Here is a 15,789-nt window from a genome sequence, read left to right as displayed (position 1 = left end):
AACGCAAAACAGGAGCACGAATTGAAAACGTCCATGTTGATCGCTGTTGGCGCGCTGGCTTCGTCGCTGTCGCTCGGCGCCTTCGCCGCCGATACCTATCTGCTTGATCCGATGCATACGTTTCCGAGCTTCGAGGCCGACCACTTTGGCGGTCTGTCGATCTGGCGCGGCAAATTCACGAAGACCACGGGAACGGTGACGCTCGATCGCGCGGCCAAAACCGGCACCATCGACGTCACCGTCGATCCCGCTTCGGTGCAGACCGGCAACCCGAAGCTCGACGATCACCTGAGGGCCGCCGAGTTCTTCGACGTCGAGAAGTATCCGACCGTGACCTACAAGGGCACTGAGATCAAGTTCGACGGCGACAAGCCCGTCGAGGTGATCGGCGCGCTGACGATTCGCGGCATCACGAAGCCGGTGAATCTGAAGATCGATTCGTTCAAGTGCATGCAGCACCCGGTCCTCAAGCGCGAAGTATGCGGCGTCGAGGCGAGCACCGAATTCAATCGCGCCGATTACGGCATGGAGTTCGGCGCGAAGTACGGCTTCAGCATGCAGACGCGCCTGCATATCCAGTCGGAAGGTATCAAGCAGCAGTAGGCGCGCCGGCAGCTTCGCGGCCGGCGTCGCGTGTGGGCCGCTGTTGCGATTCGATCCGCGCTGCGCCGCAATACGAAAACCGCTTCGGTCGTTCACCGACGAAGCGGTTTTTTGTCGCCCGTAGCGAACGCCTCGGCCATGGTGGCGCGCATCGGCCATTTGTCGCTCGCAACACTTTTATTTTTTCAGTTAAATAGAGCGCAAACAGTCATGCCGGTGCTGCGCGTTGCCGGGATGGCCTGGGCGGACGTTATGCGTTCGTGTCGATAAATATTTCGCGCAGTACAGGAGATCTGGATGAATGCAACGACAGCAGCAAGCGTCGCGGGAAGCCGGCAAAATTCGTGGCGCGCGGTGGTGGCCGCCTCGATCGGCAACGCGCTCGAATGGTTCGACCTCGTGGTGTACGGCTTTTTCGCCGTGACCATCTCCAAGCTGTTTTTTCCGGCCGGCAACGAGACCGTATCGCTGCTGCTCACGCTCGGCACGTTCGGCGTATCATTCTTCATGCGGCCGCTCGGCGCGATCGTGATCGGCGCGTACTCGGACCGCGCCGGGCGCAAGGCGGCGCTCACGCTTTCCATCCTGCTGATGATGAGCGGCACGCTGATCATCGCGATTTTGCCAACCTACCAGAGCATCGGTCTCGCCGCGCCGCTGATCCTCGTGCTCGCGCGGCTGATCCAAGGCTTCTCGGCCGGCGGCGAATTCGGCAGCGCGACTGCGTTTCTCGCCGAGCACGTGCCGGGCCGGCGCGGCTTCTACGCGAGCTGGCAGATGGCGAGCCAAGGCCTGACGACGCTGCTCGCGGCCGGTTTCGGCGCGTTGCTGACCGGCCAGCTGTCGCCGGAACAGATGGCATCGTGGGGCTGGCGGGTGCCGTTCTTCTTCGGTCTGCTGATCGGGCCCGTTGCGTTCTACATCCGCACCAGGCTCGACGAGACGCCCGAATTCCTCGCCGCCGAAACGACGCAGACGCCGCTGCGCGATACGTTCGCGACGCAGAAGCTGCGGCTCGTGATCGCGATGGGCGTGGTGATCCTCGGGACCGTGTCCGCGTATCTGATGCTGTTCATGCCGACCTATGGCGTGCGGCAACTGGGGCTCGCGCCGTCGGTCGCGTTCTCGGCGATCGCGGTGACGGGTCTGATCCAGATGGTGTTCTCGCCGGTGGCCGGGCATTGGTCGGACCTGCATGGACGCACACGCATCATGCTGGGCGCGGCCGTGCTGCTGTTCGTGCTCGTCTATCCGGCGTTCGCGCTCCTGATCGCGCATCCGAGCTTCGGCACGCTGATCGTGTGGCAGATCGTGTTCGGTCTTCTCGTCAGCGGCTACTTCGGCGCGACGCCGGGACTGCTGTCGGAGATATTCCCGGTGCAGACGCGTACGACCGGCATGTCGCTCGCGTATAACATCGCGGTGACGATCTTCGGCGGCTTCGGGCCGTTCATCATCGCGTGGCTGATCAGCGCAACCGGTTCGAAGGCAGCGCCGAGCTACTACGTGATGTTTGCCGCGCTGCTGAGCATCGCGGCGCTGATCGGCGCGCGGCGCAAGCTGGGATTCCGCTAGGAACGAGGCGGTAACTACGGCGTACGTAAACGCAAAAGGCCGGTTCGACAGACCGGCCTTTTTTATTCCGCGCATCCTCAGCGGTTACGCGCGCATCAAACCTGGGCGCCCGCGTTCGGATCGTCCGGATCGACGCGTTCCTTCTTGTCCTTGATCAGGTCTTCGCGCTTGACGCCGAACCACATGGCAAGAGCCGCGGCGACGAACACCGACGAGTAGATACCGAACAGAATACCGACCGTCAGCGCGAGCGCGAAGTAGTGCAGCGTCGGGCCGCCGAACAGGAACATCGACAGCACCATCATCTGCGTACAGCCGTGCGTGATGACGGTTCGCGACATCGTGCTGGTGATTGCGTGGTTGATCACTTCGATCACGGTCATCTTGCGTTCGCGGCGGAAGGTTTCGCGAATCCGGTCGAAGATAACGACCGACTCGTTGACCGAATAGCCGAGCACCGCGAGCACCGCGGCCAGCACCGAGAGCGAGAACTCCCACTGGAAGAACGCGAAGAAGCCGAGAATGATGACGACGTCGTGCAGGTTGGCGATCACGCCGGCGACCGCGTACTTCCATTCGAAGCGGAACGACAGGTAGATCACGATGCCGGCCACCACGCAGGCGAGCGCGAGCAGACCGTCGGTGGCGAGCTCCTTGCCGACCTGCGGACCGACGAACTCGACGCGCTGCAACTGCACTTCCGGCGTGTCGGCTTTCAGCGCGCCCATCACCTGCTCGCTCTGCTGCGCGGACGTGTAGCCCGTCTTCAGCGGCAGACGGATCAGCACGTCGCGCGAGGAGCCGAAGTTCTGCACCTGCGCGTCGGCATAGCCGAGCTTGCCGAGCGTGTTGCGTACCGGGTCGAGCGGCACCGCGCCCGGATACTGAACCTCGATCACGGTACCGCCGGTGAATTCCACCGACAGATGCAGCCCGCGATGCACGAGGAAGAACACGGCGGCGAGGAAGGTGATCAGCGAGATCGCGTTGAAGATCAACGCGCGCTGCATGAACGGAATGTCTTTACGGAAACGGAAAAATTCCATGGTCTTGTTCTCCGGGACTCAGCGGGATGAACCCGGTTTCTGCGGCGTCGAGTTATTCGACGTCGGCGTACCCGGCGCATTGCGGCGGCGCACGGACGGCTTCGCGCGACCCTGCGACCCGGCCGCGGCCGGTGCCTTCGAGCTTGCCTTCGCGCTTGCCTTCGCCGTGGCGATGGCCTGCGCGGTGTCGGTCGCGGCGTCGCTGCTGCCGAGGCTGTTGCCGCCGGCGTACGCAGCCGATTCGGCGGCCGCCGCTTGCGGACGCCATACCTGGCCGATGGACAGCGACTTCAGCTTCTTCTTGCCGCCGTACCAGAAGTTGACCAGGCCGCGCGAGAAGAACACCGCCGAGAACATCGACGTCAGTATGCCGATACAGTGGACGATCGCGAAGCCGCGCACCGGACCGGAGCCGAAAGCGAGCAGCGCGAGGCCGGCGATCAGCGTGGTCACGTTCGAGTCGAGAATCGTCGCCCATGCATGCGCGTAGCCGTTCTGGATGGCCAGTTGCGGCGGCGCGCCGTGGCGCAGTTCCTCGCGCACGCGCTCGTTGATCAGCACGTTCGAGTCGATCGCCATACCGAGCGCGAGCGCGATAGCGGCGATACCCGGCAGCGTGAGCGTGGCCTGCAGCATCGACAGCACCGCGACCAGCAGCAACAGGTTCACGGACAGGCCGATCGTCGAGATCACGCCGAACAGCATGTAGTACGCGATCATGAACACGGCGATCGCCGCGAAGCCCCACACGACCGAGTGGAAGCCCTTCTTGATGTTGTCGGCGCCGAGGCTCGGGCCGATCGTGCGTTCCTCGATGATTTCCATCGGCGCGGCGAGCGAACCGGCGCGCAGCAGCAGCGCGAGGTCGGCGGCCGCTTGCGGGGTCGGCTGGCCGGTGATCTGGAAGCGGTCGCCCAGTTCCGACTGAATGGTCGCGACTGTCAGCACTTCGCCCTTGCCGCGTTCGAACAGCACCATCGCCATCGGTTTGCCGATGTTGTCGCGCGACACTGCGCGCACCGCGCGGCCGCCTGCCGAATCGAGACGGATGTTGACCGACGGACGCTGATGCTCGTCGAAGCCCGCCGACGCGTCGATGATGCGGTCGCCGGTGAAGATCACCTGCTTGCGCAGCAGCACCGGCGTCTGGTTGCCTTGAGTGAAGAGTTCATCGCCCGGCGGCACCGGGTCGTTCGGGTTCGGATGCGTGTTGACCGGATCGGCGAGGCGCGCTTCGAGCGTCGCCGTGCGGCCGATGATGTCCTTCGCCTTCGCGGTGTCCTGCACGCCCGGCAGCTCGACCACGATGCGGTCCGTGCCCTGTTGCTGGATCACCGGCTCGGCCACGCCGAGTTCGTTCACGCGGTTATGCAGCGTCGTGATGTTCTGCTTGAGCGCGGCGTCCTGCACCGCGCGCTGCACGGCCGGCGTGAAGGTGCCGACGAGCTGCACGCCGCCGTCCGCGCCGGTGTTCGGCTGAGACGCCCACTGCAATTCGCTGACGCTGCGGCCGAGCAGCTTGAGCGCCGCGTCCGCCGTGGCCTGATCGGCCAGATTCACTACCACCGACTGGTTCACGCGATTCACGCCGCCGTCGCGCACGTTGTTGTCGCGCAGCAGCGTGCGCACGTCCGAGGCGTCCGAATCGAGCTTCTTGTTCAGCGCGCCGGCCATATCGACCTGCAGCAGGAAGTGCACACCGCCGCGCAGGTCGAGACCGAGGTACATCGGCAGCGCGTGCAGCGCGGTCATCCAGGTCGGCGACGCGCTTTGCAGGTTCAGTGCGACGACGTACTGCGGATCGTTCGGGTCGCTATTGAGCGACTTCTGCAGCAGGTCTTTCACGCGCAACTGCGTGTCCGTGTCCGTCAGGCGCACCCGGATGTTCGCGTTGTTCTGCGAGTTGTCGAACGTGATTGCGGTCGGCTTGATCTGATTGCCCGCGAGCGCGGCTTCGACCGACGCTAGCGTGGTGGCGTCGAGCCTGACCGTGGCCTTGCCGCTCGATACCTGCACCGCCGGCGCTTCGCCGTACAGATTGGGCAGCGTGTACACGAGGCCGATGACCAGAGCCACCAGCATCACGGCGTATTTCCAGAGGGGGTAGCGATTCATGAGTGGTCCAACGGGAAGGTTGGCTTGGATGCAATGCGTCCGGCGATGAGCGCGGGCCGTTCAGCGAAGTGCCTGAACCGCCGGCGAGGCCGCACCGGACGCGGGGAGTGCAGGCCTTACAGCGACTTGATCGTGCCCTTCGGGAGAATTGTCGTGACCGACGCCTTTTGCACGGTGATTTCCGTGCCTTCCGAGATTTCGATGCCGACGTAGGCTTCGCCCACCTTTGTCACCTTGCCGACGATGCCGCCGTTCGTCACGACTTCGTCGCCCCGGGCCATCGCTGCGAGCATGTTGCGATGTTCCTTCTGACGCTTCATTTGCGGGCGAATCATGATGAAGTACAGCACGCCGAACATCAGGATCAGCGGCAGGAAGCTCATCAGGTTCGATTCGATACCACCTGCTGCTGCGCCTTGCGCGAAGGCATTGGAAATGAACGACACGTTGGTCTCTCCGTTATCAGTCAAACGATCAAAAAAATCAGCCGGTTATTCTACCACCGGCCACGCGCGCGCCGGCGCGGCGAATCGGCTTTGGGATCAACCGTTTAAAGGTCCGATTCGGGGCAAATTCAGCCCCGGGGCGAAAGTAAATTGTAAGCTATCGCGCCATCAGGACGACGGTTCGACGCCGCGCGCGCGATCTTCGTGGAAGCGCTTGCGGAACGCGTCGAACAGTTTCGCCTCGATCGCATCGCGCATTTCCTGCATCAGTTCCAGGTAGTAATGCAGATTGTGGATCGTGTTCAGCTGCGCGCCGAGAATTTCGCCGACGCGATGCAGGTGGTGCAGATAGCCGCGCGTGAAGTTGCGGCAGGTGTAGCAGCCGCATTGATCGTCGAGCGGGCGCAGCGAGTTTTTGTGCGTCGCGTTGCGGATCTTGATGTCGCCGAAACGCGTGAAGAGCCAGCCGTTGCGCGCGTTGCGCGTGGGCATCACGCAGTCGAACATGTCGACGCCGGCCGCGACGCCGGCCACCAGGTCTTCCGGCGTGCCGACGCCCATCAGGTAGTGCGGCTTGTCGGCCGGCAGCTTCGGGCCGATGTGGTTCAGGATCCGCATCATGTCTTCCTTCGGCTCGCCGACCGACAGACCGCCGATCGCGAGGCCGTGGAAGTTCTTCTCCGCGAGGCCGGCGAGCGACTCGTCGCGCAGATCCTCGAACATGCCGCCCTGCACGATGCCGAATAGTGCATTCGGATTGCCGAGGCGCTGGAATTCGTCGATCGAGCGTTGCGCCCAGCGCATCGACATGCGCATCGATTCGGCGGCTTCCTTGTGCGAGGTCGGGATGTTGTCGGTCGCGTACGGCGTGCATTCGTCGAACTGCATCACGATGTCCGAGTTCAGTACCTTCTGGATCTGCATCGACACTTCCGGCGACAGGAACAGCCGGTCGCCGTTGATCGGCGATGCGAACGTGACGCCGTCCTCGGTGATCTTGCGCAGATCGCCGAGCGAGAACACCTGAAAGCCGCCCGAGTCGGTCAGGATCGGCTTCTTCCAGCCCATGAAGCCGTGCAGGCCGCCGTGCGCCTCGATGGTTTCGAGGCCGGGTCGCAGCCAAAGGTGAAACGTGTTGCCGAGGATGATCTGCGCGTGCATTTCGTCGAGCTCGCGCGGCTGCACCGCCTTCACGGTGCCATAGGTGCCGACCGGCATGAAGATCGGCGTCTCCACCACGCCGTGATAGAGCGTGACGCGGCCGCGGCGCGCCTGACCGTCGGTGCCGAGCAGTTCGAATTTGAGGCCGTTCTCGGGGCGCTCGTGGGCAGGTTGTTGCGAGGGATGACCGAGGGTCATGGGGATCACTCCGGTGCTACCGGAAAACAGTCCGGCGCAATCAATGAAAAACCGCCACGAGGGATCGCGGCGGCCAGGAAAACTGCCAATACGCTGAAGCAGTGCTCGAACCGGCTCATGCATCGCGCCGCGTGAGCAGCATCGCGTCACCGTAGCTGAAAAAGCGATAGCGCTCGTCGATCGCATGACGGTACGCGGCGCGAATCGTCTCGACGCCCGCGAACGCCGACACCAGCATCAGCAGCGTCGATTTCGGCAAATGGAAGTTCGTGACCAGCCGGTCGACCACGCGGAACCGGTAGCCCGGCGTGATGAAGATGTCGGTTTCCGCTCTCGCCGCGGCGAGCGGATGGCCGGCTGCTTCGGCGTCGCGCGCGGCGGCTTCGAGCGCGCGCATCGAGGTCGTGCCGACCGCGATCACGCGGTTGCCGCGCGCTTTCGTCGCGGCGATCTTGTCCGCGAGCGATTGCGGCAGGTGATACCACTCGCTGTGCATCTTGTGCTCGGCGATTTTTTCGACCCGCACCGGCTGGAACGTGCCCGCGCCGACGTGCAGCGTCAGCGTTGCGCGTTCGACGCCGTGGGCGTCGAGTCTCGCGAGCAGCGCGTCGTCGAAGTGCAGGCCGGCGGTCGGCGCGGCGACCGCGCCCGGGTTCTGCGCGAATACGGTTTGATAGCGGGTTTCGTCGGTCGCGTCGGGGTCGTGCTCGATGTACGGCGGCAGCGGCAGACGGCCGTACTGCTCGATCAGCGTCAGGCAGTCGTTGGGGAAATGCAGCGTGTAGAACTGATCGACGCGCTCGCCGACGGTGACGTCGAACGCATCCGCGAGACGGATCGTCGTGCCTGCCTGCGGGCTCTTGCTCGCCCGGATCTGCGCGAGCGCGCTGCGCTCGCCAGTCAGGCGCTCGACCAGCACTTCGATCTTGCCGCCGCTTGACTTCTGGCCGAAGAAGCGCGCCTTCAGCACTTTGGTATCGTTGAAGACGAGCAGATCGCCCGACGCGAGGCACTCGGGCAGTTCGGTGAAGCGGCGGTCGATCAGGCGCGCGGCGCCATCGGCGGCGCCTGCGGCGTCCACGTCGAGCAGACGGCTTGCGCTGCGCTCGGGCAGCGCGACTTGCGCGATCAGCTCGGGCGGCAGATCGAAATCGAAATCGGAAAGCGTAAACATGCGAACGACTGGAAGCGGGTTGGGACGGATTTGGGACTGAATTGAGCCGAAGCCGGAGCCGGGCGGCTATGATGGCGGGACGCCGAAGCGGCCCGCGCGCTTTGTGCCGCATCCTGCCTACGCTGGACGCGCGAAGGGCGGCACGACTTCTTTTCGACAACAGCCGATATTGTACTTGCGAAGCAGCCCATGCCTTTGTCCGACCGCCGATCGTCCGTTGCCATCCTCGAAGCGGGCGCCGAACCGAGGCGCCGCGGTGCGCGGGCGGAGGCGGGGGAGCGGGATGCGGCGGACGGTGGCGCGCAAGGTGGCATGATGGCCGCTGGCCACGATGCCGGGCGCGACGGCGACCATGCCGGCGCCGCCGCGGGCGACCCTCCTGATGAATTCGCAGCCGGCTCCCCGAACGGCGACAAACCCGCCGCTAAAACCAAGGCCACGACGAAGGCCGCCGCCAAACCTGCAGCCAAAGCTCCCGTCAAAACCGCCGACAAGCTCGCCAAACTCGGCCTCACACGCGACATCGACCTCGTGCTGCATCTGCCGATGCGCTACGAAGACGAAACCTCGCTGACGCCGATCGCTCACCTGCTGCCCGGCGGCATCGCGCAAACCGAAGGCGTGGTGTTCGACAATGAGATCGCCTATCGTCCGCGCCGGCAGCTGCTCGTGAAGCTGCGCGACGCCGACGGCGACGAGCTCGTGCTGCGCTTTCTGAATTTCTACGGCTCGCAGGTCAAGCAGATGGCGCCCGGCGCGCGCCTGCGCGTGCGCGGCGACGTGCGCGGCGGCTTCTTCGGCATGGAGATGGTGCATCCGACCGTGCGCGTCGTCGATGAAGACACGCCGCTCCCGCAGGCGCTGACGCCGGTCTATCCGAGCACCGCGGGCGTGTCGCAGGCGTATCTGCGCAAGGCGATCGACAACGCGCTCGCGCGCACGTCGCTGCCGGAGTTGCTGCCCGCGCCGGTCGCGCGCGCGTTTCTCGAACCGCTCGGGGTGCCGGCGCTGATGGACGCGGTGCGCACGCTGCATCATCCGGGCCCGCAGTCGGACGAAACGGCGCTGATCGACGGCACGCATCCGGCTTGGGTGCGCATCAAGTTCGAGGAGCTGCTCGCGCAGCAGATGTCGCTGAAGCGTGCGCACGACGAGCGGCGCACGCGCGCCGCGCCGGCCATGCCACGCCGCAAGCTCGGCGACGAGTCGGCGCTGGTCGCGCGGCTGCTGAAGGCGCTGCCGTTTTCGCTGACGGCCGCGCAGCAGCGCGTCGGCGGCGAGATCGCGCTCGATCTGACGCAGCCGCATCCGATGCAGCGGCTGTTGCAAGGCGACGTCGGCAGCGGCAAGACGATCGTCGCGGCGCTCGCCGCCGCGCAGGCGATCGACGCCGGCTACCAGGCCGCGCTGATGGCGCCGACCGAAATTCTCGCCGAGCAGCACGCGCGCAAATTGCGCGGCTGGCTCGAGCCGCTCGGCGTGAATGTCGCGTGGCTCGCGGGCAGTCTGAAGACGAAGGAGAAGCGCGCCGCGATCGAAGCGGCCGCGCTCGGCACCGCGCAGCTCGTGATCGGCACGCACGCGATCATCCAGGACGCGGTCGAGTTCGCGCGCCTCGGGCTCGTGATAGTCGATGAACAGCATCGCTTCGGCGTCGCGCAACGGCTCGCGTTGCGCGCGAAGGCGCAGGGCGCCGCCGACGGCGCGGCCGACTTCCAGCCGCATCAACTCATGATGTCCGCGACGCCGATTCCGCGCACGCTCGCCATGACCTACTACGCGGACCTCGACGTCTCCACGATCGACGAACTGCCGCCCGGCCGCACCCCGATCCTCACGAAGCTCGTGTCCGACGCGCGCCGCGAAGAGGTGATCGGCCGAGTGCGCGAGGCGGCGTTGACGGGGCGCCAGGTGTACTGGGTGTGTCCGCTGATCGAGGAAAGCGAGACCCTGCAGCTGCAAACCGCGGTCGAGACCTACGAGACGCTGGTGGCCGCGCTGCCCGAGCTGAAGGTCGGGCTGGTGCACGGGCGCCTCGCGCCCGCCGAAAAGGCCACGGTGATGGACGCGTTCTCGCGCAACGAGATCCAGCTGCTGGTCGCGACCACGGTGATCGAGGTCGGTGTCGACGTGCCGAACGCATCGTTGATGGTGATCGAGCATGCGGAGCGCTTCGGTCTCGCGCAGCTGCATCAGTTGCGCGGACGCGTGGGGCGCGGCACCGCCGCGTCGGTCTGCGTGCTGCTCTACACCGGACCGCTGTCGATGACCGCCCGCGCGCGCCTGCAAACGATGCGCGAAACCACAGACGGCTTCGAGATCGCCCGCCGTGACCTCGAAATCCGCGGGCCCGGCGAGTTCCTCGGCGCGCGGCAGTCAGGCGCCGCGATGCTGCGTTTCGCCGACCTGCAGAACGATCAGCACCTGATCGAGCCGGCGCGCGAAGCCGCCGCGACGCTGCTCGACCAATATCCGGACGTGGTCATTCAGCATCTGGCGCGCTGGCTCGGCGCGCGCGAGCAGTATCTGAAAGCATGACCGCCGTCCCGCCGCAAGCGCAACGGCTAAAAAGTTGGCGAACCGACCCTATAGGTGTATAACTAGAACCTATCGAATCCATCGGACTGATTGATCCCCGAATGACGCTCACCGAATTGAAATACATCGTGGCGGTGGCCCGCGAGCGGCACTTCGGCCGGGCCGCCGAAGCGTGCTTCGTCAGCCAGCCCACGCTGTCGGTCGCCATCAAGAAGCTCGAAGACGAGCTGAACGTGCAGATTTTCGAGCGCGGCACCAGCGAGGTCAGCGTGACGCCGATCGGCGAACAGATCGTCACGCAGGCGCAACGCGTGCTCGAGCAGACGCTCGCGATCAAGGAAATCGCCAAGCAGGGCAAGGACCCGTTGGTCGGTCCGCTGCGCCTCGGCGTCATCTACACGATCGGGCCGTACCTGCTGCCGACGCTCGTCAAGCAGATGATCCAGCGCGTCCCGCAGATGCCGCTGATGCTGCAGGAAAACTTCACGCTGAAACTGATCGAGCTGCTCAAGCAGGGCGAAATCGACGTGGCGATCATGGCGCTGCCGTTTCCCGAAACCGGGCTGATGCTGCGTCCGCTGTACGACGAGCCGTTCGTGGTCGCGCTGCCGTCCGGCCACGCATGGGAAAGCCGCCCGAAGATCGACCCCGACGACCTGAAGCAGGAAACCATGCTGCTGCTCGGCAGCGGCCACTGCTTCCGTGATCACGTGCTGGGCGTGTGTCCCGAGCTGATGCGCTTTTCGCAGAACGCCGACGGCATCCAGAAGACCTTCGAGGGCTCGTCGCTCGAAACGATTCGTCACATGGTCGCAAGCGGCGTCGGCATTACCGTGCTGCCGCGCATGTCGGTGCACGAGGTCAAGCCGCATGCGGGCGGTATCGACGCGGGCCTGCTCAGCTATGTCGCGTTCGACGAGCCGGTGCCCGATCGCCGCGTCGTGCTGGCGTGGCGCAAGAGCTTCACGCGCATGCCCGCGATCGACGCGATCTGCGAAGCAATCGCCGCGTGCGACCTGCCGGGCGTCAGAAAGCTCGATCTGCCGGCCGCCGTCAACTGACTCGCCATCATCCGCAGCCGCGCCGGACACCGGTGCGGCCTGCCGCCAAAAAGGGCGCAAGCCCTATCGAATAGATTAATTTAATCAAATACGAATATTAGATAGATATTGCTATAGTTTCCTCCATGGATCGCCCGATCCCCTTATTCGACAAGGCTCAGCGCCCAGACTCCGAGTCGGGGCGCGAGAGAAGCCAGGAGGAAAACACCATGCAAGCGGTTTCACAGCCCATCCACGCTTTTCCCGCGCAACCGGCCACGACGGTCGCCGCGCCGAGTATCCGTACGGTCGCCGTGTCGTTGCTGGCCGACCGGGTGCTGGCCGCCTGACGTGCCTACCCGTGACGGCGTCCGTCGCGCACGGATGCCGCATGCTTTTCCCCCGATTCGATAGAAACCACGCAGGAGTGCCCATGTCCGAACGTAAGCTCACCAATGCCGCCGGCGCGCCCGTCGCCGATAACCAGAACTCGATGACCGCCGGCCCGCGTGGCCCCGTGGTGCTGCAGGACGTCTGGCTGCTCGAAAAACTTGCGCACTTCGATCGCGAAGTGATTCCCGAGCGGCGCGTTCACGCGAAGGGTTCGGGCGCGTTCGGCACGCTGACGGTCACGCACGACATTTCGCGCTACACGAAGGCGAAGGTATTCGCGCAGGTCGGCCAGGAAACGCCGCTTTTCATGCGCTTTTCGACGGTGGCCGGCGAGCGTGGCGCGGCCGACGCCGAGCGCGACGTGCGCGGTTTCTCGATCAAGTTCTACACCGAAGAAGGCAACTGGGACGTGGTCGGCAACAACACGCCGGTGTTCTTCATCCGCGATCCGCTGAAGTTCCCGGACTTCATCCATACGCAGAAGCGCGATCCGTACACGAATCTGCGCAGCAATGTCGCCGCGTGGGATTTCTGGTCGCGTCATCCGGAGTCGCTGCATCAGGTGACGATTCTGATGAGCGATCGCGGCATTCCGAAGAACTACCGGCAGATGCACGGCTTCGGCTCGCACACGTACTCGTTCATCAACGCGAGCAACGAGCGTTTCTGGGTCAAGTTCCACTTCAAGTCGCTGCAAGGCATCGAGAACTTCACCGACGCCGATGCTGCGCAGGTGGTCGCCAATGACCGCGAAAGCGCGCAGCGCGATCTGGTGAACAGCATCGACGCGGGCAACTTCCCGAAGTGGCGCTTCGCAATTCAGGTGATGCCGGAAGCGGATGCGGCGAGCTACCGCTTCAATCCGTTCGACATCACGAAGGTGTGGTCGCAGAAGGACTATCCGTTGATCGACGTCGGCACGCTCGAACTGAATCGCAACGCGGCGAACTATTTCGCGGACGTCGAGCAGGCGGCGTTCACGCCGGCGAACGTGGTGCCGGGCATCGGATTTTCGCCGGACCGTCTGTTGCAGGGGCGGCTGTTCTCGTACGGCGATACGCAGCGTTACCGGCTCGGCATCAATCATCACCAGATCCCGGTGAATGCGCCGCGCGTTCCGAACCCGCATTCGTTTCATCGGGATGGCGCGATGCGCACCGACGGCAATAGCGGCGGCAACGTGAATTACGAGCCGAATCGCTTCGGCGACTTCGAGCAGGACGAGAACGCGTCCGAGCCGCCGCTCGCGGCGGGCGCGGTCGCGCGTTACGAGCATCGCGAGGACGACGACTACTACACGCAGCCGCGAATGTTGTTCGCGCTGTTCGACGACGCGCAACGTGAGCGTTTGTTCGGCAATATCGCGCGACATATCGACGGCGTGCCGCAGCAAATCGTCGCGCGTCAGATCGAGCATTTCCGCCGCGCCGATCCGGCTTACGCGGAAGGTGTGATCGCGGCGCTCGCCGCGTTGCGGGAAGGCAGGAACCGATAGGCGTCATATACGCGGCGGATGGCAAAGCAGTGGCAAAGTAATCGACGGCACGGCGCATTGCTGCGGTCCGTCACGAGACGAACCCGGAGTACGATCATGATTCGGATGATGATGGCGAGCATCGGCGGTCCGGCCGCCGCGCCGAGCAAGCAGGCGCAATGGCAGGCGTTGATGTTTCGCAAGGCGCTGGGCTTTGCGATCGTCGCGAGCGGCTTTGCGGTAATCGCCGCGCAGGCGTTGCAACACGCGCTGGGAGGCTGAGCGCAGTACCGCCAGAGTGGCCGCGCAGCAAGGCTCTCGGGCACGTGTTGCGCAATCCTTGCGGCATTCACGCTACACTGTCGAACGTTTTATTCGTGTTTCCGCAGACCGTCATCTGCCGACCGGTTCGTATCACTCTTCAAAGGAGTCATCATGGCCAAGAAAGAAGCCGCAACAGCAGTACAGCACGTCAACATCGGGATCAGCGACAAGGATCGCAAGAAGATCGCCGAAGGGCTGTCGCGTCTGCTCGCCGACACCTACACGCTGTACCTGAAGACCCACAACTTCCACTGGAACGTCACGGGTCCGATGTTCAATACGCTGCACCTGATGTTCGAAACGCAGTACAACGAACTCGCGCTCGCGGTCGACTCGATCGCCGAACGCATCCGTGCATTGGGCGTGCATGCGCCGGGCAGCTACAAGGATTTCGCGAAGCTGTCGTCGATCCCCGAAGCGGACGGCGTGCCGGCCGCGGAAGACATGATCCGTCAGCTGGTCGAAGGTCAGGAAGCGGTGGTGCGCACCGCGCGCGCGATTTTCCCGTCGACGGAAGCCGCCAACGACGAGCCGACCGCCGACCTGCTCACGCAACGTATGCAGACACACGAAAAGACCGCATGGATGCTGCGCTCGCTGCTCGCCTGATTTGGCGCAGTTGAGCCGTGCTAAAAACGCACAAGCCTCCCTGCACGGGAGGCTTTGTTTTTTGCGCCGCTGCCGCGTAACGCACTGATGCGAGCGCGTGGCACTTCGATACGCGGTCGTGCGAATCCTGGGCCGCCGTGCGCTTCCCGTAAAATAGGCGCACCGTGTTCGCACTTCACCGAATTCGTCCCATGTTCGCCCGATTTCCCCTGTATCTGCGCCTCGTGCGCATGGACAAGCCGATCGGCAGCCTGCTGCTGCTGTGGCCGACGCTCAACGCACTGTGGATCGCGTCCGGCGGTCATCCGTCGTGGCAATTGCTGGTGATCTTCACGCTCGGCACGGTGCTGATGCGCTCGGCCGGCTGCGCGATCAACGACTACGCGGACCGCGATTTCGACCGTCACGTGAAGCGCACCGAGAACCGGCCGATCACGTCCGGCAAGATCAATGCGTGGGAAGCGGTCGTGCTGGCAACCGTGCTGTCGCTGATCGCGTTTCTGCTGATTCAGCCGCTCAATGCATTGACCAAGGAGTTGTCGGTGGTCGCGCTGTTCGTCGCCGGCACGTATCCGTTCATGAAGCGCTTCTTCGCGATTCCGCAGGCGTATCTTGGCATCGCGTTCGGCTTCGGTATTCCGATGGCGTTCGCCGCGGTGCAGGATCACGTGCCGCTGCTCGCGTGGATGATGCTGGTCGCGAATATCTTTTGGGCCGTTGCTTACGACACCGAATACGCGATGGTCGATCGCGATGACGACATCAAGATCGGCATCCGTACGTCGGCGCTGACGTTCGGCCGTTTCGACGTGGCCGCGGTCATGCTGTGCTATGCAGTGACGCTCGGGATTTACGTCGGCATTGGCGTGACGCTCGGGTTTGGTCCGCTGTACTGGCTCGGCTGGGCGGTCGCGGTGGGTTGCGCGATCTATCACTACACGCTGATCCGCCATCGCGAGCGCATGCAGTGCTTTGCCGCGTTCCGTCACAACAACTGGCTCGGCGGCGCGTTGTTCGCGGGGATCGCCGCGCATTACGTGGTGGCTTCGTTTTAATTCGCGTCAGCGCTTTTCTGGCTTCAGACCGCTGCGTT

Annotated in this window: 13 protein-coding genes; 8 read left to right on the top strand and 5 right to left on the bottom strand. The window is 64.4% G+C overall.

What is annotated here, in order from left to right:
- Nucleotides 1–33: 33 nt before the first annotated feature.
- Nucleotides 34–603, top strand: a complete 570-nt coding sequence (locus OKW44_RS24820) for a YceI family protein (RefSeq protein WP_026225605.1) — start codon at nucleotides 34–36, stop codon at nucleotides 601–603.
- A gap of 297 nt (nucleotides 604–900) precedes the next feature.
- Nucleotides 901–2,178: an MFS transporter gene (locus tag OKW44_RS24815; RefSeq protein ID WP_018419449.1), complete on the top strand. Its 1,278-nt coding sequence runs from the start codon at nucleotides 901–903 to the stop codon at nucleotides 2,176–2,178.
- 95 nt (nucleotides 2,179–2,273) lie between these two features.
- Here the strand turns inward: OKW44_RS24815 and secF are convergent, their stop codons facing one another.
- The 5 genes from secF to queA form a co-directional block, all read right to left on the bottom strand.
- Nucleotides 2,274–3,224, bottom strand: a complete 951-nt coding sequence (secF, locus tag OKW44_RS24810; protein WP_018419450.1) for a protein translocase subunit SecF — start codon at nucleotides 3,222–3,224, stop codon at nucleotides 2,274–2,276.
- 18 nt (nucleotides 3,225–3,242) lie between these two features.
- Nucleotides 3,243–5,339 carry a protein translocase subunit SecD gene (gene secD / locus OKW44_RS24805; RefSeq protein ID WP_026225606.1) on the bottom strand — a complete coding sequence of 699 codons (2,097 nt, stop codon included), beginning with the start codon at nucleotides 5,337–5,339 and terminating at the stop codon, nucleotides 3,243–3,245.
- A 116-nt stretch (nucleotides 5,340–5,455) separates the two neighbouring features.
- Entirely contained in the window at nucleotides 5,456–5,785 is a 330-nt protein-coding gene (gene yajC / locus OKW44_RS24800) for a preprotein translocase subunit YajC (protein WP_018419452.1), read from the bottom strand.
- 168 nt (nucleotides 5,786–5,953) lie between these two features.
- Nucleotides 5,954–7,144 (bottom strand): tRNA guanosine(34) transglycosylase Tgt, encoded by a 1,191-nt coding sequence (gene tgt / locus OKW44_RS24795; RefSeq protein ID WP_018419453.1) that lies wholly within the window; start codon nucleotides 7,142–7,144, stop codon nucleotides 5,954–5,956.
- Between the two features lie 115 nt (nucleotides 7,145–7,259).
- Nucleotides 7,260–8,318 (bottom strand): tRNA preQ1(34) S-adenosylmethionine ribosyltransferase-isomerase QueA, encoded by a 1,059-nt coding sequence (gene queA, locus OKW44_RS24790; protein WP_018419454.1) that lies wholly within the window; start codon nucleotides 8,316–8,318, stop codon nucleotides 7,260–7,262.
- Nucleotides 8,319–8,507: 189 nt separating this feature from the next.
- Here queA and recG point away from each other — a divergent pair, with 189 nt between their 5' ends.
- The 6 genes from recG (at nucleotide 8,508) to ubiA (ending at nucleotide 15,751) form a co-directional block, all read left to right on the top strand.
- Complete coding sequence (recG, locus tag OKW44_RS24785) at nucleotides 8,508–10,856, top strand: ATP-dependent DNA helicase RecG (RefSeq protein WP_018419455.1); 2,349 nt, start codon at nucleotides 8,508–8,510, stop codon at nucleotides 10,854–10,856.
- Nucleotides 10,857–10,957: 101 nt separating this feature from the next.
- Nucleotides 10,958–11,917, top strand: coding sequence for a LysR substrate-binding domain-containing protein (locus OKW44_RS24780; protein ID WP_018419456.1), 960 nt, complete (start codon nucleotides 10,958–10,960; stop codon nucleotides 11,915–11,917).
- Nucleotides 11,918–12,329: 412 nt separating this feature from the next.
- Complete coding sequence (locus OKW44_RS24775; protein ID WP_280784300.1) at nucleotides 12,330–13,784, top strand: catalase; 1,455 nt, start codon at nucleotides 12,330–12,332, stop codon at nucleotides 13,782–13,784.
- 96 nt (nucleotides 13,785–13,880) lie between these two features.
- Complete coding sequence (locus OKW44_RS24770; RefSeq protein ID WP_018419459.1) at nucleotides 13,881–14,045, top strand: hypothetical protein; 165 nt, start codon at nucleotides 13,881–13,883, stop codon at nucleotides 14,043–14,045.
- A 153-nt stretch (nucleotides 14,046–14,198) separates the two neighbouring features.
- Nucleotides 14,199–14,696 carry a Dps family protein gene (locus tag OKW44_RS24765; RefSeq protein WP_018419460.1) on the top strand — a complete coding sequence of 166 codons (498 nt, stop codon included), beginning with the start codon at nucleotides 14,199–14,201 and terminating at the stop codon, nucleotides 14,694–14,696.
- Between the two features lie 191 nt (nucleotides 14,697–14,887).
- On the top strand, nucleotides 14,888–15,751 hold the full coding sequence (gene ubiA, locus OKW44_RS24760; protein WP_018419461.1) for a 4-hydroxybenzoate octaprenyltransferase: 864 nt from the start codon (nucleotides 14,888–14,890) through the stop codon (nucleotides 15,749–15,751).
- Nucleotides 15,752–15,789: the final 38 nt, after the last annotated feature.

Source organism: Paraburkholderia lebeckiae (genome assembly GCF_050436325.1).
Taxonomy (GTDB): Bacteria; Pseudomonadota; Gammaproteobacteria; order Burkholderiales; family Burkholderiaceae; genus Paraburkholderia; species Paraburkholderia tuberum.
This window is presented reverse-complemented; position numbering and strand designations above follow the sequence as displayed.